Origin of the sequence: Mycolicibacter nonchromogenicus (genome assembly GCF_002101775.1) — a bacterium.
Lineage (GTDB): Bacteria > Actinomycetota > Actinomycetes > Mycobacteriales > Mycobacteriaceae > Mycobacterium > Mycobacterium nonchromogenicum.
This window is the reverse complement of the sequence record NZ_LQPI01000055.1, coordinates 1-21,800: the sequence shown is the minus strand read 5'-3', so window position 1 is coordinate 21,800 and position 21,800 is coordinate 1. Positions and strand designations below refer to the sequence as shown.

The window sequence follows — 21,800 nt, the reverse complement described above, 5'->3', positions numbered from 1 at the left end:
TAACCCACGAACATGGGTGAGTGGGGCCCCGGCCCGCAACCCCCAGCTCAACGCCGACGGTCACCCATACCGTCTAGCCGATCGGGACGAAGCCCGCGCCCGGCCGATTGTTGGCGTTGACGTCGCCCAGTACGGCGTTGATCGACACCACCACGGCGGGCGTGTGCAACGGGATGTACTTGATCACGCAGGTGGGCAGCGCATCGCTGAACGCCCCGTGGATCATGCCGACCAGCATGTTGTTCACCACGACCGGGCCGCCGGAGTCGCCGGGGCGCCCGCAGACCTGCATCACGATGGTGCCCGGATCCTGACCCGGTCCCCAGGTGAGGCCGCAGGAGTTGCCCGTGGTGCGGCCCTGCTTGCAGGCGATCTGGCCGAAGATGGGGTCCGGACCGATGCCGCCGATCACGAAACCGCCGAAATTCGGCACCGGCGTCACCTTGTTCGGGTCGAACTCGATCACCGCGTAGTCCAGCGCGTCATTGCCGGCCACCATATGGCCGACCACGCCGTTGCCCTCTGCGCCCTCAGCGGCCACCAGTGCGCCCGGGCCACCGCAGTGCGCTGAGGTGAAACCGATCAGTGCACCCGTCCTGTCGTGGCCGATCGAGGTCAGCGTGCACAGCGTGTCCTGATCGACCACGAGTCCGGCGCCCCCGCCCAGCACCACCTTGTCGTCGGCGACCACCCGGGCCGCCGGCCCGAACACCGTGGCCAAGGCGGCACAGGTCACCCACACCAACAGCGCCGTCGTGGCGCGTAACAACCAGCGGTGTGCGATCTGCACTGCGGTACTCCCGTCAATCAACACCACCTCCGGTGGTCAAGAAACAGCCTAGCCGCGGTCGCCGGGACGACGGAGCCGGACGCGCGGTCCGCCGCCATCCGCACCGGGACCGCGCTCGGGGACTTGAGATCGCCCGCAGCTTTTCCGGGGCCACTCGTGGGGTCGGCTACCGCATGGCAACATTAAGCCGCGACGACGGCGAACGGGAGGACAGCCAGTGAGCAAGGCCGATCGCAAGAACGCGTTACGCGCCGCGGTGAAGACGGACCGCAACGGCGTGCCCGACACGTTGGCGACCATCCCGTTGGCCGACCCGCATGCGCTGCCCGCGGACCCCTCCCTGGGCGATCTGGTCAAGGACGCCACAGCTCAGGTGTCGACGCTGGTGCGCGCGGAGGTCGAGCTGGCCCGCGCCGAGATCACCCGCGACGTCAAGAGGGGCCTGACCGGCAGCGTGTTCTTCATCGCGGCCCTGGTCGTGCTGTTCTACTCGACGTTCTTTTTCTTCTTCTTCCTCGCCGAGGTGCTCAACATCTGGCTGCAGGACTGGGCCGCCTACCTCATCGTGTTCGGCATCATGCTGGTGGTGACCGTGGCGCTGGCGCTGATCGGCTTCTTGCGGGTGCGCCGTATCCGCGGGCCGCAACAGACCATCGAATCGGTGCGCGAGACCCGCGACGCGCTTCGTCCCGACCCGGAACGCCTGCACGGCACGTCGCCGTCACCGGCGCGCTCGTCCGGGACACCGAACACCGATCCCTCAGGCTGGTAGTGCCGCCACCGGATCCGTCGATGACCCGCATCGACGGGCCGTGGCGACACTGGGACATCCACGCCAACGGCATTCGCTTCCATGTCGTCGAGGCGATACCAGCCGACGACAGGGCCGCCGACGCCCCGACGACGTCGCGGCCGCTGGTGATGCTGCTGCACGGCTTCGGCTCGTTCTGGTGGACCTGGCGGCATCAGCTGCGCGGGCTGAGCGATGCCCGGGTGGTCGCCGTCGATCTGCGTGGCTACGGCGGCAGCGACAAGCCGCCCCGCGGCTATGACGGCTGGACATTGGCCGGCGACACCGCCGGGCTGATCAGGGCTCTCGGGCACTCCTCGGCGACGTTGGTCGGCCACGCCGACGGTGGCCTGGTGTGCTGGGCGACCGCGCTGCTGCACCCCCGCTTGGTGCGCGACATCGCGGTGGTCAGCTCGCCGCATCCCGCGGCACTGCGCCGCTCGGCGCTGACCCACGCCGACCAGGGCCGGGCACTGTTGCCGTGGCTGCTGCGGTACCAGGTGCCGTTCTGGCCGGAACGCACCCTGACTCGCCGCGACGGGGCCGACCTGGAGCGCTTGGTGCGCAGCAGGGCCGGGGCGAACTGGCAGGCGAGCGCGGACTTCGCCGAAACCATCCGGTACCTGCGCACCGCGGTACAGATTCCGTCGGCGGCGCACTGCGCGCTGGAGTACCAGCGCTGGGCGGTGCGCAGTCAGCTCCGCGCTGAGGGCCGACGGTTCATGAAAGCGCTCGACCTGCGCACCCTGAAGATTCCGCTGCTGCACCTACGCGGCGAGGACGACCCCTACGTGCTGGCCGACCCGGTCGACAAGACTCGGCAGTACGCGCCGCACGGACAGTACCTGTCGGTGCCCGGCGCGGGGCATTTCGCTCACGAAGAGGCGCCCGAGGTGGTCAACGACCACCTGATGCGGTTTCTGGGCTAAGTCACTCTCCCCCGACGCAGGTCTGCGTCGAGACCGGCTGGGTGTTGTTGATGCGCGCCAGCTGACCGGCCACCTCTTCGGCGGTCATCACGAATCCGGTGTCGGCGTCGTCGACCGCCGCACCGAACACCACGCCGATCACCCGGCCGTCCATGTCGATCATGGGCCCGCCGGAATTACCCTGCTGCACAGTGCCTCTGATGGTGTACACCCGACGGGTGACCGTGGTGTCGCGGTAGATGTCGGGGCCCTCGAGGTTGATCACGTCGCGGATGCGGGCCGGGGTGGCCTCGAAGATCCCGCCGCCGGGGTAGCCGAGCACCAGTGCGTCGGTGTCGGCCGGGGCGGGTGAGGAGGCGAACTCCAACGGTGGCAACGGCAGATCGGGCACCGCCAGGATGGAGATGTCCTCCTTGGGGTCGAAGGAGATGACCGTGGCCTCATAGGACTTGGTGCCGCTTTCCACGGTGACGCTGTCCGAGCCGGCCACCACGTGCGCATTCGTCATCACCCGGGTAGGCGCGATGACGAATCCGGTGCCCTCCAACACTTTCTGGCAGTTGGGCGCCACGCCGCGGATCCGCAGCACACTCGGCGCCGTGGCGTCCACCACCGGACTGGCGGCCAGTTCGGGGTCCGGAGCATCGACCGCGGCGATCGGTGCGCGGCTGAAGGGCTCCAGTACCGACGGCAGCCCGGAATCGTCGAGCACCGCCGAGAGCCGCCGGGGAACGTTCTTGAGCCAACGCGGCGCGACCTCGTCGACCTGACGCAGCACTCGCGAGTTGTTGACGGCCGCGGCCAGGTTCGGCTGATCGGATGCGGTCAGCGGGGTGGCCAGCAGCCAGGCCGCGATCAGCACCACCGCGAGCTGTAGCACCACCCCGACGACGGAGTCGAGTCCCCGGACACCGGGGTTGCGGATCGCTCCGCGCACCGCCCGGCCCAGCACCACTCCGGCGACCTCACCGATGACGACCATGACCAGGATCAGAAACAGCGCGGCGAACAGTTTCAGCCGGGCACCGGAGACGCTCTCGATCAGGTGCGGGGCCAGCAGCACCCCGGCCATCGCGCCCAGGGCAACGCCGACGAAGGACAGCAGGGAGCCCAGCGCGCCGGAGCGCCACCCGGACACTGCGGCAACGAAGGCGATCGCCAGCACGGCGATGTCCAGCCACTGCGACGACGTCATATTCCGCCTTCTCCTCCGACCTGAGCCATGGCCTCGTCGAGCCCAAGTACCTCGTTGGTGTCCCAGGGCTGCGCCCAGCCGGCCACATCCAGCATCGCCGAGATCACCTGGGCGGTGAATCCCCAGACCAGCATCTGGTTGAGCCGGAACGCCGGCATCGCCCAACGCCGACTGCGCGCATCACGGTAAACCATCAACCGGTTCTCGGGGTTGATGAATGCCCGGACTGGAACGCGGGCGACGATCGCGGTCTCGGCCGGGTCCACCGCGGTCACCGGCCCAGGATCCTCGGAGTACGCCAGCACCGGCACCACCTGGAACCCCGAGGGGGCGATGAAGAGCTTCTCCAGCTCGACCAATGGGGTCACCCGGCCCGGATCGATCCCGGTCTCCTCGTTGGCCTCCCGCAACGCCGTGGCGACCGGTCCGTCATCGCCGGGGTCGACCGCTCCGCCCGGGAACGCGGCCTGCCCGGCGTGATGACGCAGCGTCGAGGCCCGCACCGTGACCAGCAGATCCGCCGACTGCGATATCTCCTCCGGCGGGCCACCCGACGGCCCGGAGAACAGCACCAGCACCGCCGCGTCACGCCGGCGTCCGGTGACGCTGGCCTTGGTGTTGGCCGCCGCGATCATCGCGCGAACATCGGCGGGCACCCGCTGCAGGTAGGCCGACGGCATCTTCTCGGCATTGTCGACCAGCGGGCGCAGCCATGACGGGGCGCGCGACGGGGCCCAGGGCTGGGACTCGCCAGCGCTCACCGGGCCCCCTTCTGTACCGGATTCTGAGTGCCGCACATCAGCGGCCGCTGTCCTCGACGGCGGCGGCGATCTCGTCGGCATTGGCGAAAGTCTGCGGCAGGATGCGGGTCACGCTACCGTCCGCGGCCAGCAGCACCGTCGCGGGCATCACGTTGGGCACCCGAAGGGCTGCCGCAAGCTGGCGGCGGCCGTCTTGCAGGGTGGGCAACCGCACGCCGAGGTCGGCCAGCAGGGCCAACCCGGCGGCCTGGTTGTCGTCTTGGTGCACCGTCACCACCGTCACCGCCGGCCCCACTCGGCGCTGATATTCGGCGAACGCCCGCAGCTCGTCGCGGCACGGCCCACACCAGTAGGCCCACAGGTTCAGCAGCACTTTCCGGCCTGCGAACATCGCCGCCACGTCGACGGGCGAGCCGTCGGCCGCGCACTCGACGGTCACGCCGCTCAACGCAGGCGGCCCGGAGCCGCCCGGCCCTGCCTGACAGGGCGGCAGATCGGCGCGCTGCCGCAGGTCGCCCAGATCTGAGCCGGTTTCGGCCGCGGCCGCGCCGCGCCCCGGCTGCACAGTGGCGGGTTCACGGCGCAGTTCGGCCACCAGCCCGAACAGCAGAGCCGCCACCACCGCCAGCACAGCCAGCCAGGTCAGGGTCCATCCGGTCGATCTGTTCATCGGCGCCATCTGGGCTAGAGGCCGGCCAGGGCCAGCAGATGCTCCGTCTCGGGGCCTTTGACCAGCGCAGCGGCCTCGATCGGCGAGGTGGGCCCGATCCCGAACGACGGGCAGTCCTTGGCCAGCACGCACACCCCGCAGGCCGGTTTGCGGGCATGACAGACCCGTCGGCCGTGAAAGATCACCCGGTGCGACAGCAATGTCCACTCTTTGCGTTCGATCAGCTCACCGACCGCATGCTCGACCTTGACCGGGTCTTCCTCGCTGGTCCAGGCCCAGCGCCGCACCAGGCGACCGAAGTGGGTGTCGACGGTGATGCCCGGCACCCCGAACGCGTTGCCCAGGATGACGTTGGCGGTCTTGCGTCCCACCCCGGGCAGGCGCACCAGCTCTTCCATGGTGCTGGGCAGTTCGCCGTCGAAGTGCTCGACCAGCATCTGCCCCAGGTTGATCAGGGCTGCCGCCTTGTTGCGGTAGAAGCCGGTGGGCCGGATGAGCTCCTCCAGCTCGGTGCGGTCGGCCTGGGCGTAGTCCAGCGCTGTGGGGTAGCGGGCGAACACCGCCGGGGTCGTCTGGTTCACCCGCACGTCGGTGCACTGCGCCGACAGTATGGTGGCGACCGCCAACTCCAGGGGCGTGGTGAAGTCCAGTTCGCAGTGGGCGTCGGGAAAGGCCTGCGCCAGAGTCCGATTCATCCGGCGAGCGCGCCGGACCAGTCCGGTCCGGGTCTCGGTCCGCACCGCGCGCGAGGCTTTGTCCACTGTCACCTCCGACAGGGTACTGATTTGTGACCCCAACGAGACCTTGCCCAGGTTTACTGACGACTTGTGTCCTGGCTGCTCATCACCGCCATCCCGACGCTGTTGATGCTGTCAGCGGTCGGGCTGGAACGCATCGAAACCGGGCTGAGCCGGGAGCAGAAGACCAATCCGCAGTTTCCTCCGAATCGGCATGCCAATCGCGCGTAGCGTTGTAACCTCGCTTGACGCCTAGCTCTAGACTCAGGTGGCTGGCCGGGTAGCGGCCCGCGCTTACGATTTCAAACCTTCATCAAATACATCTAAGGGGCATCGTGGACGAGATCCTGGCGAGGGCCGGAATCTTCCAGGGAGTTGAGCCCAGCGCCGTAGCCGCGCTGACCAAGCAGCTTCAGCCCGTGGACTTTCCCCGTGGACACACAGTGTTCGCCGAGGGAGAGCCCGGCGACCGGCTGTACATCATCGTCTCCGGGAAAGTGAAGATCGGCCGACGGTCTCCCGACGGCCGGGAGAACCTCCTGACCATCATGGGTCCCTCCGACATGTTCGGTGAGCTGTCGATCTTCGACCCCGGCCCGCGAACCTCGAGCGCCACCACCATCACCGAGGTGCGCGCGGTGTCGATGGACCGCGACGCCCTGCGGTCGTGGATCTCCGATCGGCCCGAGATCGCCGAGCAGCTGCTGCGGGTGTTGGCCCGCCGACTGCGTCGCACCAACAACAACCTGGCCGACCTGATCTTCACCGACGTGCCCGGCCGGGTCGCCAAGCAGCTGCTGCAGCTGGCGCAGCGGTTCGGCACCCAGGAAGGCGGTGCGCTGCGGGTCACCCACGACCTGACGCAGGAAGAGATCGCTCAGCTGGTCGGCGCTTCCCGGGAGACGGTGAACAAGGCGCTCGCCGACTTCGCCCATCGCGGCTGGATCCGGCTGGAGGGCAAGAGTGTGCTGATCTCCGACTCCGAGCGGCTGGCCCGCCGAGCCCGCTAGTTCAGCCGCGAGCCTTTAGCTCCGGCGCGCCCTGTAGCTCCAGCGAGCCCTTTAACCCCGGCGAGCAGACGTGAAGGCCCCCATTTCCACGCGGAAAAGGGGGCTTTTGCGTCTGCTCGCGGGGATATCTCAGCGCCGCAGATAGTCCAGCTGGGCCTGCACTGACGATTCGGCGGCGCCCCACAGCTGTTCGTCGACGTCGGTGTAGACGTGTTCGACGACCTGGCGGGCGGTGGCGTGCTCCCCCAGCGCGGCCAGCGCCGAACGCACCTGGTCGAGCCGCTGTTCACGATGCTGAAGGTAGCCGGTGGCCACCGCCTCGATGTTGGGCAGCTCCGGTCCGTGACCGGGCAGCACCGTGCGCCCACCCAGCCCGCGCAGGCGCTGCAGCGAGTCCATGTAGCGGGTCAGGTCGCCGTCCTCGGAGTCGATGACGGCTGTGCCGCGACCCAGCACGGTGTCGGCGGTCAGGACGGCGTCGTCCAGGACGAACGACAGCGAGTCAGCGGTGTGCCCCGGGGTGGCGAACACGGTGATGCGCACACCGGCCGCCTCGATCACCTGACCGTCGCTCAGGTGGCCGCCGAGGCGGCGCTGAAATCCGCTGCGGGCCGAGTACACCGGCGCTGCGACGGCGTCCACCAGTTTGTCGATGCCGTCGGTGTGATCGAAGTGCCGGTGACTGATCAACACCAGGGCGATCTTGCCGACCTCGGCGAGCCGGCCGATGTGCTCGTCGTCGTCGGGCCCTGGGTCGACGATCACCACCTCGTCGCTGCCCGGGCCCCGCAGCACCCAGGTGTTGGTGCCCTCCAGGGTCATCAGACCGGGATTGTCGGCCAGCAGCACCGACGCGGTGTCGGTGACCGGCCGCAGTCGGCCGTACGCGGGATGACTGGCCGACACCGCTGCGCTACTCCGCCGCGGCCTGCAGCTCGACGATCAGTTCGACCTCCACCGGCGCGTTGAGCGGCAACTCGGAGACCCCGACCGCGGAGCGGGCATGCGTACCGGCGTCGCCGAACACCTCACCCAGCAGTTCCGAAGCCCCGTTGACCACGCCCGGCTGGCCGTTGAAGTTCGGCGCCGACGCGACGAACCCGACCACCTTGACCACCCGGGCCACGGCGTCGAGCCCGACCAGAGCATCCACAGCGGCCAGCGCGTTGAGGGCGCAGATCCGGGCCAGCGCGTGGCCCTGCTCCGGGGTGACCTCCGCGCCCACCTTGCCGGTCTGCGGCAGTTCGCCGGCCCGCATCGGCAGCTGACCGGAGGTGTACACCAGGTTGCCGGTGCGCACCGCGGGCACGTAGGACGCCAGCGGCGCCACCACGGCGGGCAGCTCGATTCCGAGCTCGGACAGCCGGGCCCGCCAGCTCATCGCGGACGCTTCAGGAAGGCGATGAGCTGCTCACCCGACGGCCCCGGAACCACCGACACCAGCTCCCAGCCGTCTTCCCCCCATTGGTCGAGGATCTGCTTGGTGGCGTGTGTGAGCAAGGGGACGGTGGCGTACTCCCAGACCGTGCGTTGACTCATGGCAGCGAGCTTATCGCTAGCCTGCGCAAGCTCTTGGTTAGCATGCAGTGGTGACAGCCAATTCCAGCAGCGAGCCTGCACTCGGCTGGCCTTCGCGATTGACGAAGGCCCGGCTGCATTTCGTGACCGGCAAGGGCGGTACCGGCAAGACAACGGTGGCGGCGGCGTTGGCGTTAGCGCTGGCGGCCGGCGGACGCCGGGTATTGCTGGTGGAAGTCGAAGAGCGCCAAGGCATTGCGCAACTCTTCGACGTGCCACCGCTTCCCATCGAGCCGCTGAAGGTTGCGACCGCCGAGGACGGCGGGCAGGTCGACGCGCTGGCGATGGACATCGAGGCCGCGTTCCTGGAATACCTCGACCTGTTCTACAACCTGGGGATCGCCGGGCGGGCGATGCGACGCGTCGGGGCGGTCGAGTTCGCGACCACCATCGCGCCGGGCCTGCGCGACGTCATCCTCACCGGCAAGATCAAGTACCACGTGATCCAGACGGACAAGAACAACAAACCGATCTACGACGCGGTCGTGGTGGACGCGCCGCCGACCGGCCGGATCTCCCGGTTCCTCGACGTCACCAAGGCCGTGTCGCAACTGGCCAAGGGCGGACCGGTGCACGCGCAGGCCGACGGTGTGGTGCAGCTGCTGCACTCCGATCAGACCGTCATCCACCTGGTGACGCTGCTGGAGGCCCTGCCGATGCAGGAGACGCTGGAGGCCATCGAGGAACTGCGGGAGCTGGACCTGCCGATCGGCAGTGTGATCGTCAACCGCGACATCGCCGCGCACCTGGATCCCGCCGATCTGGCCAAGGCAGCCGAAGGCGTGGTCGATGCCGACGCGCTGCGGACCGGCCTGGCCGCCGCGGGAATCACGCTGACCGACGACGACTTCGCCGGCCTGTTGACCGAAACCATCCAGCACGCGACGCGTATCAGCGCCCGGAACGAAACGGCCGAGCAGCTGCAGGATCTGGACGTGCCGCGCCTGCATCTGCCGACGATCCCCGACGGGATCGACCTCGGCAGCCTTTATGAGCTTTCCGAAATTCTCGGCCAACAGGGGGTTCGATGACACCCGGTACCACCGGCAAACCGCTGGCGCTGGACTTGGCGGCGATTCTGTCCGACACCTCCAATCGCGTGGTGGTGTGCTGCGGCGCCGGTGGCGTCGGCAAAACCACCACCGCGGCGTCGATGGCGCTGCGGGCGGCCGAGTACGGCCGCAACGTGGTGGTGCTGACCATCGACCCGGCCCGCCGGCTGGCGCAGGCGCTGGGCATCGAGGATCTGGGCAACTACCCGCAGCGCGTGCCGTTGCCGGCGGAGGTGCCCGGCCAGCTGCACGCGATGATGCTCGACATGCGCCGCACTTTCGATGAGATGGTGGCGCAGTACTCAGGCCCCGAGCGGGCCGAGGCGATCCTGAGCAACCAGTTCTACCAAACGGTCGCCACCTCGCTCTCCGGCACGCAGGAGTACATGGCGATGGAGAAGCTCGGCCAGCTGCTGGGCGAGGACCGCTGGGACCTGGTGGTCGTCGACACTCCGCCGTCGCGCAACGCCCTGGACTTCCTGGACGCACCCAAGCGGCTGGGCAGCTTCATGGACAGCCGGCTGTGGAAGTTGCTGCTGGGCCCCGGTCGCGGACTCGGCAAGCTGGTGGCCGGCGCGCTCGGCCTGGCGATGAAAGCGCTGTCGACCATCCTGGGTTCGCAGATGCTTTCCGACGCAGCGAATTTCGTGCAGTCGCTCGACGCCACCTTCGGCGGTTTCCGGGAGAAGGCCGACCGCACCTACGAGCTGCTCAAGCGCCGCGGTACCCAATTCGTGGTGGTGTCGGCAGCCGAACCCGACGCGTTGCGGGAGGCGTCGTTCTTCGTCGACCGGCTGTCTCAGGAGCACATGCCGCTGGCGGGGCTGATCCTCAACCGCACCCACCCGATGTTGTGCGACCTGCCCATCGAGCGCGCCATCGACGCGATCGAGACGCTGCAGGAGTCCGGGGGCGAACTGCCCGAGGGGACGAAGTCACTCACCACGGCGGCGCTGCAGATCCACGCCGATCGGGGCGCGACCGCCAAGCGTGAGATCCGGCTGCTGTCGCGGTTCACCCGGGCTAACCCGCGGGTTCCCATCGTGGGGGTGCCGTCACTGCCGTTCGACGTCTCCGATCTGGAGGCGCTGGGCGCGATCGCCGATCAGCTGACGGCGGCGAAGTAGAAGTAGAAGCGAAGAGGGACTCAGCCGGGCGTCAGCCGGCGTCACGTTGCTTGCGCTGGGCGGCGAAGTACTCACGCCAGGAGGTCACTTCGGGGTGCTGCTTGAGCAGCGCCCGGCGCTGCCGCTCGGTCATGCCGCCCCACACCCCGAACTCAACCCGGTTGTCCAGGGCGTCGGCCAGACAGTCCAGCACGACCGGGCAGTGCCGACAGATCACTGCGGCTTTGCGTTGTGCCGCACCGCGTACGAAGAGTTCGTCGGGGTCCGCGCCGCGGCAGACGGCCTTGGAAACCCACGCGATCCGGCCCTCGTCCTGCACACCGCGCAGAACTGTTCGGGGAGTTGATGTCGCTGCCATGCTGGTGTTGCGAACCGCTGTCCCTACAACAGACACTGACGATCCTCCGTCCCGGCCGCCCCGGCAGCCACCTATTCAACATCGGCGCGGACCGAGCACTGCGATCTACGCCACATAGCGTCATCAGTGTTACCTGAATCGCACTTGATGTCCAAGTTAGGTGGTCAGGTGCTGTTTGCGCAACGGTTGGTAGGCAATTTTTTGGGACGACCGTGCAGTCCGATCATGATTTGGACCACGATCAGCATCGGCGCCTCCCCTGAATCGGTCATTTTTTGACGCCTGCGACAGTTAATTGCGGCCTGGTGAGGGCGTGGCCCGCTTCGCCCGACTCCACCGCACTTGCGACCACCGCTAGTGTGTTAGCCATGTCGGAGCGCCCCCCGACCGGCCCAACTGTGCTCAAACTGGCCGGGTGTTGTCTGCTCGCCGCCGTGTTGCTCGCGGCGTTGCTGTTTCCCATCGCCGGCGGTGTCGGCCTGATGTCCAACCGCGCCTCCGACGTGGTGGCCAACGGCTCGGCCCAGCTGGTCACCGGGGATGTGCCCGCCGTGTCGACGATGGTCGACGCCAAGGGCAACACCATTGCGTGGCTGTACTCGCAACGCCGCTTCGAGGTGCCCAGCGACAAGATCGCCGACACGATGAAGCTGGCGATCGTCTCCATCGAGGACAAGCGGTTCGCTGAGCACAGCGGGGTGGACTGGAAGGGGACGCTGGCCGGGCTGGCCGGCTACGCCTCCGGCGACGTCGACACCCGCGGCGGCTCAACGCTGGAGCAGCAGTACATCAAGAACTACCAGCTGCTGGTGCTGGCCCAGACCGACGCCGAGAAGCGCGCCGCCATCGAGACCACCCCCGCGCGCAAGCTCCGGGAGATCCGGATGGCGCTCACGCTGGACCGCACCTTCACCAAGCCACAGATCCTGACCCGCTACCTGAACCTGGTGTCGTTCGGGAACAACTCGTTCGGCATCCAGGACGCCGCGCAGACCTACTTCGGCGTCGACGCCGCGGACCTGAACTGGCAGCAGGCGGCGCTGCTGGCCGGCATGGTGCAGTCGACCAGCGCACTGAACCCCTACACCAATCCCGAGGGCGCGCTGGCGCGACGGAACCTGGTGCTGGACACCATGATCGAAAACATCCCCGCTGAGGCGGAAGCGCTGCGGGCCGCCAAGCAGGAGCCGCTGGGCATCCTGCCGCAGCCCAACGAGCTGCCCCGGGGCTGCATCGCCGCCGGCGACCGGGCCTTCTTCTGCGACTACGTGCAGGAGTACCTGACCCGCGCGGGGATCAGCAAGGAGCAGCTGGCCCGCGGCGGCTATGTCATCCACACCACGCTGGACCCCGACGTGCAGGCCCCGATCAAAGAGGCGATCGACAACTTCGCCAACCCCAACGTGCAGGGCATCGCCAGCGTGATGAGCGTGATCAAGCCCGGCGCCGACGCACACCCGGTGCTGGCGATGGCCAGCAACCGCACTTACGGGCTCAACGCCGACCTCGGCGAAACCATGCGGCCGCAACCGTTCTCACTGGTCGGCGACGGCGCCGGGTCGATTTTCAAGACCTTCACCGTGGCCGCGGCGCTGGAGATGGGCATGGGCATCAACGCCGAACTCGAAGTGCCCGGCCGGTTCCAGACCAAGGGCATGGGCAGCGGCGGCGCGAAGGGCTGCCCCAAGGAGACCTGGTGCGTGGTCAACGTCGCGCCCTACCGGTCGCCGATGAACGTCTCCACCGCGCTGGCGACCTCGCCCAACACCGCGTTCGCCAAGCTGATCTCCCAGGTGGGCGTCGACCGCACGGTGGACATGGCGATCAAGCTGGGCCTGCGGTCCTACGCCGATCCGGGCACCGCCCGCAACTACGACCCGGACAGCAACGAGAGCCTGGCTGATTTCATCAAGCGCCAGAACCTCGGCTCGTTCACCCTGGGCCCGATCGAGGTGAACGCACTCGAGCTGTCCAATGTTGCCGCCACCTTGGCCTCCGGTGGGGTCTGGTGCCCGCCGAACCCGATCGACAAGGTCATCGACCGCAACGGCAACGAGGTGGCCGTCCCCAGCGACCCCTGCGAGCGAGTGGTTCCCGAAGGACTCGCGAACACCATGGCCAACGCCTTGAGCAAGGACATCCAGGGCGGCGGCACCGCAGCGCCGGCCGCGGGCTCGGTGGGCTGGGATCTGCCGATGGCGGGCAAGACCGGCACCACCGAGGCGCACCGCTCCTCGGGCTTTCTGGGCTTCACCAACCGCTACGCGGCGGCCAACTACATCTTCGACGACTCCAGCTCGCCGTCGGATCTGTGCTCGTTCCCGCTGCGGCACTGCGGAGACGGTGACCTCTACGGCGGTAACGAGCCGGCCCGGACCTGGTTCGCGGCCATGAAACCCATCGCCACCGACTTCGGCGACGTCATCATGCCGCCGCCGGATCCGCGCTACGTCGACGGCGGCCCCAACTCGCGGGTGCCCAGCGTCACCGGCCTGGAAGTCGAGGCCGCGCGCCAACGACTCAAGGACTCCGGATTCCAGGTCGCCGAACAGCCGAACTGGGTCAACAGCAGCGCCCGTTCCGGAGCGGTAGTCGGCACCTCACCGACCGGTCAGACCATTCCCGGTTCGATCATCACCATCGAGGTCAGCAACGGCATCCCGCCGCCACCGCCACCGCCGCCGGACGGCATGCCGCCGATGGGCCCGGTGGGTTCGACGGTGGTGGAGATTCCCGGCCTGCCGCCGATCACCATTCCGCTGCTGCCGCCCCCCGCGCCGCCGCCGTAACCGGTCGCGGGGTCACGGCGCAGTAGTCTGAACGGCATGGCCCCTTCACCTGCCTTGACCCGGTCCGTCGTCGCCGCTTCGGCGGCGCTCGGGCCGGCGGCTCTCGCTATCGGCTACGGCGCGATCATCGAACGCAACGCGTTCGTGGTACGCGAGGCGACCATGCCGGTGCTGGCGCCCGGTTCCTCGCCGCTGCGGGTCCTGCACATCAGCGACATCCACATGCGCCCCGGGCAGCGCCGCAAGCAGGCCTGGCTGCGGGACCTGGTGCGCTTGGAGCCCGACCTGGTGGTCAACACCGGCGACAACCTCGCGCACCCCAAGGCGGTGCCGGCGGTGGTGCAGGCCCTGGGTGACCTGCTGTCGGTGCCGGGCGTTTTCGTGTTCGGCAGCAACGACTACTTCGGGCCGCGGCTGAAGAACCCGGCCAAGTACCTGACCAAGCCGACGCACCGCGTGCACGGCGTCCCACTGCCCTGGCAGGACCTGCGCGCGGCGTTCACCGAGCGGGGTTGGCTGGATCTGACCCACACGCGCCGCGAATTCGACGTGGCCGGCCACCGGATCGCCGCGGCCGGCGTGGACGACCCGCACATCGAGCGGGACCGCTACGACACCATCGCCGGTCCCGCCGACCTGACCGCCGATCTGCGCCTCGGACTGACCCATTCGCCGGAGCCGCGGGTGCTGGATCGCTTCGCCGGCGACGGCTACCAGTTGGTGATGGCCGGCCATACCCACGGCGGCCAGCTCTGCGTGCCGTTCTACGGCGCGCTGGTGACCAACTGCGGCCTGGATCGCTCCCGGGTCAAGGGACCCTCCCAGTGGGGTGCGCACATGCGCCTGCACGTCTCAGCGGGCATCGGCACCTCGCCGTTCGCACCGGTGCGGTTCGCCTGCCGCCCCGAGGCCAGCCTGCTGACCCTGGTGGCCGCACCGACCGGTGGGGACGACTCGCAGCTCACCCACGGCTCGACGCAGCCGTCAGTGTCGGCCCGTTGACGGGGCTTATTGCCGGGTAGGGCGTTTTGCGCGGCCTGCTACAGCGACGACTGGCCGGCGCAGCAGGGACTCGACCCGACGGGTTCGGCCGCAGTCCGGGCCGAGTTTGAAAGGTCCTGCCGATTCGCGTTCGCCTGAGCCCGCTCGTCGGCTGCGTCGGGATTGGTGGCGGCAAGCCACAATGCAGCCAGAGCGAAGAAACCGGCGTACACCGCTCCGCCTAACAGCGTCATGATTTTGACTCCCTTTGAGCTAAACCTTGTTAGCCAGTCTGCCTAAGTCCTCCTGCGTTTGCCAGTTCCCCACCCGGAATGTGGGGCGTTTCATGCTCCCGAGGGCCGATGGGCTGGGCGTGGAGGTCTTGCCCGGGCGTTCCCCCGGCCCCCACAATCGGCCTCCAGCGGGCCTCTGCCGTAGGCCTGCGACCAGGCGTTTGGGTGACCGGCGGGGCGGTGCGATACGCTGTCGTGGCTTCACACGGGGTGTGGCGCAGCTTGGTAGCGTGCTTCGTTCGGGACGAAGAGGTCGTGGGTTCGAATCCCGCCACCCCGACAGTTTTTGGCAATTCGTGGCTTGACCGCGGTTTCGTCAATCCGGTCCACCAGCCGTTTCGGCCATAGACAATGTGCTGCGTGGACTTCCCCATGCGCTACGACCGGTGGTATCGGCCACTGGCCACCGTGCTGGGCCTGGGCCCGCGGCGCGCAAGCATCCAGGTGGCCAATGGCGTGCTGCAGGTCCGCAGCGGATGGGCCTTCGCCATCGACATTCCGCTGGCCAACATCGAGTCCGCCCGGCCCGCGCCCGAACGCATGTGGGGCTGGGGTGTCCATCAGGCGTGTAACGGCTGGCTGGTCAACGGATCCCGGCACGGCGTGGTCGAAATCCTGCTCTCCCACGGCGTCAAGCCGACCAAGGCGCCCACGGCCGGAATTTTCAACAAGCCGGTCCGGCGCATCTTCGTCAGCCTCACCGACCCCGACGCCTTCATCGCCGCGCTTGCGGACTGGCAGTTGCCGGCGACCGGGTCCTAGAGGCGTTCGCGGACCGCGGCCGACAGTCGGGCGCCGTCAGCCTTGCCCGCCGCGATCGCCGTGGCGACCTTCATCACCTGGCCCATGTGCTTCATGTGCGGCCGCTCTCCGATGGCCTCGGCCACCTGCGCCAGCGCGGTGTCGACCACGTCAGCCACTTCGGCGTCGCTGAGCGGCGCGGGCAGGTACTCGTCGATGATGCGCGCCTCGGCGTGCTCTTCGGCGGCGAGGTCGCCCCGGCCGTTCTGGGTGTAGATCGTCGCGGACTCCGCCCGCTTGCGGGCCTCGCGCGCCAGCACCTTGAGGACATCCTCGTCGGTCAGCTCCCGGGCCTGCTTGCCGGCAACCTCTTCGGCCTGGATCGCAGCCAACAGCATTCGCAGGGTCGCGGTGCGCAGCTTGTCCTGCGCTTTCATCGCCGCCGTCAGATCGGCACGCAACTGGGATTTGAGTTCCGCCATGCCCCATAACGCTACGCTCAGCCACATGGTGAATCCGCCTCCGCCCGGCTACCCCGGACCTGGTTTTCCGCCGCCCGGCTACGGCCCGCCGCCGGGCTACGGCCCACCACCCCCAGGATACGGTCAGCCGCCTGGCTACAGCGCCCCGCCTCCGGGCTACGGTCGGCCACCGGGTTACGGCCCGTCGCCGGGTTACGGTCCGGGTTACGAACCGCCCCCGGGATACGCACCGGGTTACGGCCCGCCACCCGGCTTCGGTCCCCCACCTTCGGGCTATCCCCCGCCCGGCTACGGGCCCCCGCCGCCGGGATACGGGCCCCCGGTGGGTTATCCGCAGCCTGAACTCAAGCCCGGCATCATTCCGCTGCGCCCACTGAGCCTGACCGACATCTACAACGGCGCCGTCGGCTACATCCGGGCCAACCCGAAGACCGTGCTCGGGCTCACCGCCGTGGTGGTGGTGGTCACTCAGATCATCACCGGGATAGCCCTGTTCGGCCTGCTGTCGGCGCTGGATCCGACGAGTCCGGGTACATCGCCTTCGGAACTGTCCGGCGGTGATGTCATGGCGTGGTTCACCGGTTCTCTGGGCGCAGCCCTCGTCACGGCGCTGGGCACCATCGTGCTGACCGGGCTGCTGACCGCGGTGGTGGGGCGTGCGGTGTTCGGGTCGCCGATCACCATCGCCGAGGCCTGGGCGGTCGTGCGTGATCGCTTCGTCCCGCTGATCGGCCTGGCCGCCCTCATCGGCCTGGGAGCGGCGGTGCTGTGCGGCTTTGGAGTGGCCCTGATCGTTTTCGCCGGCGGAGCGGGCGGAACCGGCGCCGCGGTGCTGATCGGTATGGCCCTGGTACCGGGACTGATCGCCGCATTGGCCTACGGCTATACCGTGCTGATCTTCGCGCCGACCGTGATCGTGCTCGAGCGCCAACCGGTGTTCGAGGCGATGCGCCGCTCGTTCTACTTGGTGCGCAACAGTTTCTGGCGGGTGCTGGGCATCATGGCCCTCACCGCGTTGATCGTCTCACTGATCAGCAGTGCCGTGGCGTTTCCGTTCAACATCTTCGGGATGATCACCGCCCACGGCAGCGACGCCCTGACCAGCGGTGCACAGTTGAGTCTGTTCTCCCGGATCGGCACCACCATCGGGCAGATCATCGTGCTGCCCTTCACCGCCGGGGTGTCGGTACTGCTGTACACCGACCGTCGTATCCGGAGCGAGGCGTTCGACCTGGTGCTGCGCACCGGCGCGGCCGGCGGCCCCTACGTCGGCGGGTGGACCGACCATCTCTGGCTGACCCGGCCTCCAGGATAAGGACCTCGGGGTGCCCACCGTCGACATCGACCGCGAAGCCGCCCGCGAGGCGGCCGAACGCGAGCTGGCAAAACCGATGTACCCGCGGCCGTCTCCCAAGCAACAGTTCCTCGACTTCATCGAGACGCTGGTGCGGCGGTTGGTCCTCAAGGGTGCCGAATTGCCCGGCGGATGGTTCACGATCGGCGTGTTGCTGATCCTCCTCGCGGTCGCCGTGGCGGCTGCAGTCCATATCAGCCGTCGGATGCTGCACGACGGCCGTCGCGACGAGCCGCTGTACGGCGCAACGCAACTCAGCGCCGCCGAACATCGGCGCGCGGCACGCGACCATGCCGCGTCGGAAGACTGGGGCGAGGCGATCCGGCACCGACTGCGGGCAGTGGCACGCGAACTCGAGGAGACCGGGGTCTTGCATCCCGCCACGGGCCGCACCGCCACCGAACTGGCCCGCGACGCCGGTGCGGCGTTACCCGCCCTGGCCGGTGAGCTGTATAGAGCCGCAGAGATATTCAACGATGTCAGCTATGGCGAGGTGCCGGCCACGCAGCAGGGCTACCGGATGGTCGCCGACCTCGACGAGCGGGTGCTGGCCACGACACAGACACGGCAGCACCGATGACGACCAGGCGGCGGACGTGGCTGTGGGTCGCGGCGGCTTTGGCTGTGATCGTGGCGGTTTCGGCGGTGGGCGCCTACCTGACCACCCCGCGGCCGGGCGGCCGGATGGATCCCAACGCCACCAGCCCCGAGGGCACCCACGCGCTGGTGACGCTGCTGCGTCACCAGGGAGTGGAAGTCGTGACCGCCGGCACCGTCGAGGACGTCGCCCTGCACGCCCGCCCCGGCACGCTGGTGCTGGTCGCCCGGACCCAGCGCATCGCCAGCAGTGAGCTGCTGTACCGGCTCGCCGATCTGCCCGGCGACCTGCTGCTGGTGGCCCCAGATGCCCTGGCTCGCAGGGTTCTGGCGCCCGACATCCGATCCGGCCCCGCACGGGCATACACCCATCAGCCCGAGTGCAGCCTGCGCGAGGCGCAACGGGCCGGAGAAGTCGACCTGCGCACCACTGCTACCTACACAGCACCCCCAGACCTGTCGGCCGACAGCTGCTACGACGGCGCGCTGGTGCGTTATCACGACGGCGCGCGAACCGTCACCGTGGTCGGCAGCGAGACCTTCATGACCAACGCCGATCTGGCCCGCGAGGGCAACGCCGCCCTGGCGATGAATCTCGCCGGCACCTCAGATCGCCTGATCTGGTTTGCGCCCCAACATCTTCAAGGGGCGAAGTCGGGAAAGTCCAGCATTGCCGCCCTGATCCCGCCCAACGCGCGATGGCTGGTCTGGCAGCTGTGTGTGGCACTGGCGCTGGCCGCGGTGTGGAAGGGCCGCCGGCTCGGCCCCCTGGTCAGCGAACAACTGCCCGTCGTGGTCCGCGCATCGGAGACCGTCGAAGGCCTCGGTCGGCTCTACCGCTCGCACCGGGCCCGCGATCGGGCAGCGTCCGCCCTGCGCACCGCGACGGTGCGCCGGCTGGCACCCCGCCTGGGATTGGGTTCGGGACCGGAGCCACCCGCGCTGGTCGCGGCGGTGTCGTCCCGCATGGGGGCGCACCCGGACTGGGTGTGGCACCAACTGTTCGGCCCCGCCCCGGACTCCGACGACGCCCTGGTCGCACTGGCCCACGCACTCGACGACATCGAAAGGCAGGTCACCCACTCGTGACTCACACCCCCGCAGAGAATCCGGACGCCGCGGCAGCCCGTGAAGCGTTGCTGGCATTGCGCAGCGAAGTCGCCAAGGTGGTGGTCGGTCAGGACGCTGTGGTCAGCGGCCTGGTGATCGCACTGTTGTGCCGCGGCCATGTGCTGCTCGAAGGTGTTCCGGGCGTGGCGAAAACACTGCTGGTCCGAACGCTGAGTACAGCGTTGCGGTTGGACTTCAAACGGATCCAGTTCACCCCGGACCTGATGCCCGGAGACGTCACCGGCTCGCTGGTCTATGACACCCACACCGCGGAGTTCGTGTTCCGGCCCGGACCCGTCTTCACCAATCTGCTGCTGGCCGACGAGATCAACCGGACTCCGCCCAAAACCCAAGCGGCGCTGCTGGAGGCGATGGAGGAAGGACAGGTCACCGTCGACGGCTCGGCCAAACCACTGCCCGACCCCTTCATCGTCGCCGCCACCGCCAACCCCATCGAGTACGAGGGCACCTACCGGCTGCCCGAGGCTCAGCTCGACCGGTTCCTCCTCAAACTGACCGTGCCGCTGCCGGTGCGCGAAGCCGAGATCGACATCTTGGCGCGGCATGCGCAGGGCTTCGACCCGCACGACCTGTCCGCGGTGGCCCCGGTGGCCGGCGAACCGGATCTGGCGGCCGGGCGCGCTGCGGTACGCCAGGTTCTGGTGGCCGACCAGGTGCTGGGTTACATCGTCGACGTCGTCGCGGCGACCCGGCGCTCGCCCGCCCTGCAACTGGGCGTCTCCCCTCGCGGCGCCACTGCGTTGCTGGCCACGTCGCGGTCCTGGGCGTGGCTGTCCGGGCGCAACTATGTGACGCCCGACGACGTCAAGGCGATGGCCCGCTCCACGCTGCGGCACCGGGTGATGCTGCGCCCGGAGGCCGAACTGGAAGGCGCCACCGCCGACGGCGTTCTCGACAGCATCCTCGCCTCGGTTCCGGTGCCGCGCTGGTGATTCTGACCGGTCGCACCGCGCTGATCGCACTGCTGTGTGCCGTGCCGATCACGCTCGCCCCCTGGCCGGCGGCCGCATTCGCGGTGTTGTTGGCGGGGCTCATCGCGGCGGTGGTGCTCGACCTCGCGTTGACGACGGATCCGGGCACCCTGGGTATCGAACGGTCGATGGACAACGCGGTGCGTCTTGGCCAGCCGATGACGACCACCTTGTGGATCACCAACGGCGGGCACCGATTCCGCGGGCAGATCCGCGACGCCTGGCCGCCCAGCGCCTGCGCCACACCACGCTCGCATCCGCTGGAGTTGGGAGCCGGTCAGCGGTCGCGGATCCTGACCGAGCTACGGCCGATCCGCCGCGGCGACCACCACGCCGCCGGCGTCACGGTCCGCTCGATCGGCCCGCTCGGGCTGGCCGGTCGGCAGCGATCTCGGCAGGTGTCGGGGCAGGTGCGCGTGCTCCCGCCCTTCTTGTCCCGCCGGCACCTACCGGCCCGGCTGGCCCGGCTGCGTGAGGTCGACGGGAATCTTCCGGCGCTGGTGCGCGGCCAGGGCAGCGAGTTCGACTCGCTGCGCGAATACGTCGCCGGGGACGACGTGCGCTCGATCGACTGGCGGGCCACCGCACGGCGCTCGGAGGTGGTGGTGCGCACCTGGCGGCCCGAGCGTGACCGGCGGGTGGTGATCGTGCTCGACACCGGCCGGACCGCGGCGGGCCGAATCGGGGTCGATCCGACCGCCCGCGATCCCGCGGGCTGGCCGCGGCTGGATTGGTCGATGGATGCCGCACTGCTGCTGGCGGCGTTGGCATTACGCGCCGGCGACCATGTCGACCTGCTCGCCCACGACCAGGTGGCCCGCGCCGGGGTTTTCGGGGCGTCTCGGACGCGACTGTTCGCCCAACTGGTCGACGCGATGGCGCCGCTGCAGCCGGCGCTGGTCGAATCCGATGCGGCGGCGATGCTGGCCACCCTGTCGCGACGCGCGCGCCGCGGCAATCTGGTGGTATTGCTGACCGATCTCAACCCCTCGGCGTTGGACGAAGGCCTGCTGCCGGTGTTGCCGAAGCTGACAGCGGACCACCAGGTGATCCTCGCGGCGGTCGCCGATCCGCGGGTGGAGCGGCTGGCCCAAGAACGCGACAGCGCGGCCGCGGTCTATGACGCCGGCGCCGCCGAACGCGCCCGCAACGATCGCCGGGCGATGGCGGCGCGGTTGCGCCGCAGCGGCGTTCAGGTGATCGATGCCCCACCCGAAGATCTGGCCCCGGCGCTGGCCGATGCCTACTTGGCGATGAAGGCGGCCGGGCAGTTGTAAGCCCTGGCCATGGCCGCCGCGAGCGTGGTCCCGGCCCTGCCGTCGCCGTGGCCCCGGACCTGCCGCGAGCGTGCGCAGATTGCCAGGAGTTGCGGCGTGTTGCTGGGCAGACACTCAGTGTCAGGGTGACAGGTGCCGCTGTGCGGTGGTTGGGTTCTTCTCACCCGGTGTCTGACTCTTGCAAACA

At 68.9% G+C, this 21,800-nt stretch carries 24 protein-coding genes and 1 tRNA gene; 15 read left to right on the top strand and 10 right to left on the bottom strand.

Annotated elements, in window-relative coordinates; all coding sequences use genetic code 11:
* Positions 1-73 precede the first annotated feature (73 nt).
* On the bottom strand, positions 74-790 hold the full coding sequence (locus AWC18_RS15575; protein ID WP_420093350.1) for a chymotrypsin family serine protease: 717 nt from the start codon (positions 788-790) through the stop codon (positions 74-76).
* Between the two features lie 217 nt (positions 791-1,007).
* On the opposite strand from AWC18_RS15575, the gene AWC18_RS15570 reads away from it, so the two are divergent.
* Together AWC18_RS15570 and AWC18_RS15565 are read left to right on the top strand one after the other, a co-directional pair.
* The gene (locus AWC18_RS15570) at positions 1,008-1,562 is read left to right on the top strand and encodes a phage holin family protein (protein ID WP_208858378.1); all 555 of its coding nucleotides are present in this window, start codon (positions 1,008-1,010) and stop codon (positions 1,560-1,562) included.
* Positions 1,562-2,509, top strand: coding sequence for an alpha/beta fold hydrolase (locus AWC18_RS15565; RefSeq protein ID WP_085139305.1), 948 nt, complete (start codon positions 1,562-1,564; stop codon positions 2,507-2,509). The genes AWC18_RS15570 and AWC18_RS15565 overlap by 1 nt, the downstream gene beginning before the upstream one ends.
* 1 nt (position 2,510) lies before the next feature.
* On the opposite strand, the gene marP is transcribed toward AWC18_RS15565, so the two are convergent.
* From marP to nth, 4 genes are read right to left on the bottom strand one after another with little or no spacing between them, the layout of a single operon-like run.
* Complete coding sequence (gene marP / locus AWC18_RS15560; protein WP_076047735.1) at positions 2,511-3,704, bottom strand: acid resistance serine protease MarP; 1,194 nt, start codon at positions 3,702-3,704, stop codon at positions 2,511-2,513.
* The gene (locus AWC18_RS15555) at positions 3,701-4,546 is read right to left on the bottom strand and encodes an NUDIX hydrolase (RefSeq protein ID WP_085139304.1); all 846 of its coding nucleotides are present in this window, start codon (positions 4,544-4,546) and stop codon (positions 3,701-3,703) included. The genes marP and AWC18_RS15555 overlap by 4 nt, the downstream gene beginning before the upstream one ends.
* Entirely contained in the window at positions 4,503-5,135 is a 633-nt protein-coding gene (locus AWC18_RS15550; protein WP_085139306.1) for a TlpA family protein disulfide reductase, read from the bottom strand. The genes AWC18_RS15555 and AWC18_RS15550 overlap by 44 nt, the downstream gene beginning before the upstream one ends.
* 14 nt (positions 5,136-5,149) lie before the next feature.
* Complete coding sequence (gene nth / locus AWC18_RS15545; protein ID WP_109560106.1) at positions 5,150-5,830, bottom strand: endonuclease III; 681 nt, start codon at positions 5,828-5,830, stop codon at positions 5,150-5,152.
* A gap of 132 nt (positions 5,831-5,962) precedes the next feature.
* On the opposite strand from nth, the gene AWC18_RS21710 reads away from it, so the two are divergent.
* Both AWC18_RS21710 and crp read left to right on the top strand, forming a co-directional pair.
* Entirely contained in the window at positions 5,963-6,103 is a 141-nt protein-coding gene (locus AWC18_RS21710; RefSeq protein ID WP_165758016.1) for a hypothetical protein, read from the top strand.
* A gap of 104 nt (positions 6,104-6,207) precedes the next feature.
* Positions 6,208-6,882, top strand: a complete 675-nt coding sequence (gene crp / locus AWC18_RS15540; RefSeq protein WP_013830875.1) for a cAMP-activated global transcriptional regulator CRP — start codon at positions 6,208-6,210, stop codon at positions 6,880-6,882.
* 129 nt (positions 6,883-7,011) lie between these two features.
* Here the strand turns inward: crp and AWC18_RS15535 are convergent, their stop codons facing one another.
* The 3 genes from AWC18_RS15535 to sp36 are packed head-to-tail and all read right to left on the bottom strand — an operon-like array spanning position 7,012 to position 8,421.
* The gene (locus tag AWC18_RS15535) at positions 7,012-7,788 is read right to left on the bottom strand and encodes an MBL fold metallo-hydrolase (protein WP_085139302.1); all 777 of its coding nucleotides are present in this window, start codon (positions 7,786-7,788) and stop codon (positions 7,012-7,014) included.
* Positions 7,789-7,795: 7 nt separating this feature from the next.
* On the bottom strand, positions 7,796-8,263 hold the full coding sequence (locus AWC18_RS15530) for a RidA family protein (protein WP_064997558.1): 468 nt from the start codon (positions 8,261-8,263) through the stop codon (positions 7,796-7,798).
* Positions 8,260-8,421 carry a Sp36 family protein gene (gene sp36 / locus AWC18_RS21205; RefSeq protein ID WP_109370840.1) on the bottom strand — a complete coding sequence of 54 codons (162 nt, stop codon included), beginning with the start codon at positions 8,419-8,421 and terminating at the stop codon, positions 8,260-8,262. Before sp36 ends, AWC18_RS15530 begins: the two co-directional genes overlap by 4 nt.
* A gap of 47 nt (positions 8,422-8,468) precedes the next feature.
* On the opposite strand from sp36, the gene bagA reads away from it, so the two are divergent.
* A complete protein-coding gene (gene bagA / locus AWC18_RS15525; RefSeq protein WP_076047738.1) occupies positions 8,469-9,491 on the top strand; it encodes an ATPase BagA in 1,023 nt (340 codons plus the stop codon).
* Positions 9,488-10,639 (top strand): ATPase BagB, encoded by a 1,152-nt coding sequence (bagB, locus tag AWC18_RS15520; RefSeq protein WP_085139301.1) that lies wholly within the window; start codon positions 9,488-9,490, stop codon positions 10,637-10,639. Before bagA ends, bagB begins: the two co-directional genes overlap by 4 nt.
* 31 nt (positions 10,640-10,670) lie before the next feature.
* Here bagB and AWC18_RS15515 read toward each other — a convergent pair whose 3' ends face one another.
* On the bottom strand, positions 10,671-10,997 hold the full coding sequence (locus tag AWC18_RS15515) for a WhiB family transcriptional regulator (RefSeq protein ID WP_109470333.1): 327 nt from the start codon (positions 10,995-10,997) through the stop codon (positions 10,671-10,673).
* Positions 10,998-11,365: 368 nt separating this feature from the next.
* On the opposite strand from AWC18_RS15515, the gene ponA2 reads away from it, so the two are divergent.
* From ponA2 to AWC18_RS15490, 4 genes are all read left to right on the top strand, one after another.
* Entirely contained in the window at positions 11,366-13,786 is a 2,421-nt protein-coding gene (gene ponA2 / locus AWC18_RS15510; RefSeq protein ID WP_085139300.1) for a transglycosylase/D,D-transpeptidase PonA2, read from the top strand.
* Between the two features lie 36 nt (positions 13,787-13,822).
* Complete coding sequence (locus AWC18_RS15505) at positions 13,823-14,788, top strand: metallophosphoesterase (RefSeq protein ID WP_064997563.1); 966 nt, start codon at positions 13,823-13,825, stop codon at positions 14,786-14,788.
* A gap of 478 nt (positions 14,789-15,266) precedes the next feature.
* Positions 15,267-15,340: transfer RNA gene (locus AWC18_RS15495), tRNA-Pro, on the top strand.
* A gap of 80 nt (positions 15,341-15,420) precedes the next feature.
* Complete coding sequence (locus AWC18_RS15490; RefSeq protein ID WP_085139299.1) at positions 15,421-15,822, top strand: hypothetical protein; 402 nt, start codon at positions 15,421-15,423, stop codon at positions 15,820-15,822.
* On the opposite strand, the gene AWC18_RS15485 is transcribed toward AWC18_RS15490, so the two are convergent.
* Positions 15,819-16,283 (bottom strand): GatB/YqeY domain-containing protein, encoded by a 465-nt coding sequence (locus AWC18_RS15485; protein ID WP_085139298.1) that lies wholly within the window; start codon positions 16,281-16,283, stop codon positions 15,819-15,821. The genes AWC18_RS15490 and AWC18_RS15485 overlap by 4 nt on opposite strands.
* A gap of 25 nt (positions 16,284-16,308) precedes the next feature.
* Here AWC18_RS15485 and AWC18_RS15480 point away from each other — a divergent pair, with 25 nt between their 5' ends.
* From AWC18_RS15480 to AWC18_RS15460, 5 genes are read left to right on the top strand one after another with little or no spacing between them, the layout of a single operon-like run.
* The gene (locus tag AWC18_RS15480) at positions 16,309-17,598 is read left to right on the top strand and encodes a glycerophosphodiester phosphodiesterase family protein (protein ID WP_085139297.1); all 1,290 of its coding nucleotides are present in this window, start codon (positions 16,309-16,311) and stop codon (positions 17,596-17,598) included.
* 10 nt (positions 17,599-17,608) lie between these two features.
* Complete coding sequence (locus AWC18_RS15475; RefSeq protein ID WP_085139296.1) at positions 17,609-18,217, top strand: DUF4129 domain-containing protein; 609 nt, start codon at positions 17,609-17,611, stop codon at positions 18,215-18,217.
* Positions 18,214-19,323 carry a DUF4350 domain-containing protein gene (locus AWC18_RS15470; protein WP_085139295.1) on the top strand — a complete coding sequence of 370 codons (1,110 nt, stop codon included), beginning with the start codon at positions 18,214-18,216 and terminating at the stop codon, positions 19,321-19,323. The genes AWC18_RS15475 and AWC18_RS15470 overlap by 4 nt, the downstream gene beginning before the upstream one ends.
* Complete coding sequence (locus tag AWC18_RS15465; RefSeq protein ID WP_085139294.1) at positions 19,320-20,297, top strand: AAA family ATPase; 978 nt, start codon at positions 19,320-19,322, stop codon at positions 20,295-20,297. The genes AWC18_RS15470 and AWC18_RS15465 overlap by 4 nt, the downstream gene beginning before the upstream one ends.
* A complete protein-coding gene (locus AWC18_RS15460) occupies positions 20,294-21,613 on the top strand; it encodes a DUF58 domain-containing protein (RefSeq protein ID WP_085139293.1) in 1,320 nt (439 codons plus the stop codon). The genes AWC18_RS15465 and AWC18_RS15460 overlap by 4 nt, the downstream gene beginning before the upstream one ends.
* Positions 21,614-21,800: the final 187 nt, after the last annotated feature.

Excerpts from the sequence above, each read along its gene's own strand:
- AWC18_RS15530 (WP_064997558.1), bottom strand. The coding sequence starts at position 8,263 with ATGAGCTGGCGGGCCCGGCTGTCCGAGCTCGGAATCGAGCTGCCCGCC.
- AWC18_RS15505 (WP_064997563.1), top strand. The coding sequence starts at position 13,823 with ATGGCCCCTTCACCTGCCTTGACCCGGTCCGTCGTCGCCGCTTCGGCG.
- AWC18_RS15480 (WP_085139297.1), top strand. The coding sequence starts at position 16,309 with ATGGTGAATCCGCCTCCGCCCGGCTACCCCGGACCTGGTTTTCCGCCG.
- bagB (WP_085139301.1), top strand. The coding sequence starts at position 9,488 with ATGACACCCGGTACCACCGGCAAACCGCTGGCGCTGGACTTGGCGGCG.
- AWC18_RS15515 (WP_109470333.1), bottom strand. The coding sequence starts at position 10,997 with ATGGCAGCGACATCAACTCCCCGAACAGTTCTGCGCGGTGTGCAGGAC.
- AWC18_RS15555 (WP_085139304.1), bottom strand. The coding sequence starts at position 4,546 with ATGCCGACGAGATCGCCGCCGCCGTCGAGGACAGCGGCCGCTGATGTG.
- ponA2 (WP_085139300.1), top strand. The coding sequence starts at position 11,366 with ATGTCGGAGCGCCCCCCGACCGGCCCAACTGTGCTCAAACTGGCCGGG.
- AWC18_RS15485 (WP_085139298.1), bottom strand. The coding sequence starts at position 16,283 with ATGGCGGAACTCAAATCCCAGTTGCGTGCCGATCTGACGGCGGCGATG.
- AWC18_RS15470 (WP_085139295.1), top strand. The coding sequence starts at position 18,214 with ATGACGACCAGGCGGCGGACGTGGCTGTGGGTCGCGGCGGCTTTGGCT.
- marP (WP_076047735.1), bottom strand. The coding sequence starts at position 3,704 with ATGACGTCGTCGCAGTGGCTGGACATCGCCGTGCTGGCGATCGCCTTC.
- AWC18_RS15550 (WP_085139306.1), bottom strand. The coding sequence starts at position 5,135 with ATGAACAGATCGACCGGATGGACCCTGACCTGGCTGGCTGTGCTGGCG.
- sp36 (WP_109370840.1), bottom strand. The coding sequence starts at position 8,421 with ATGAGTCAACGCACGGTCTGGGAGTACGCCACCGTCCCCTTGCTCACA.
- nth (WP_109560106.1), bottom strand. The coding sequence starts at position 5,830 with ATGAATCGGACTCTGGCGCAGGCCTTTCCCGACGCCCACTGCGAACTG.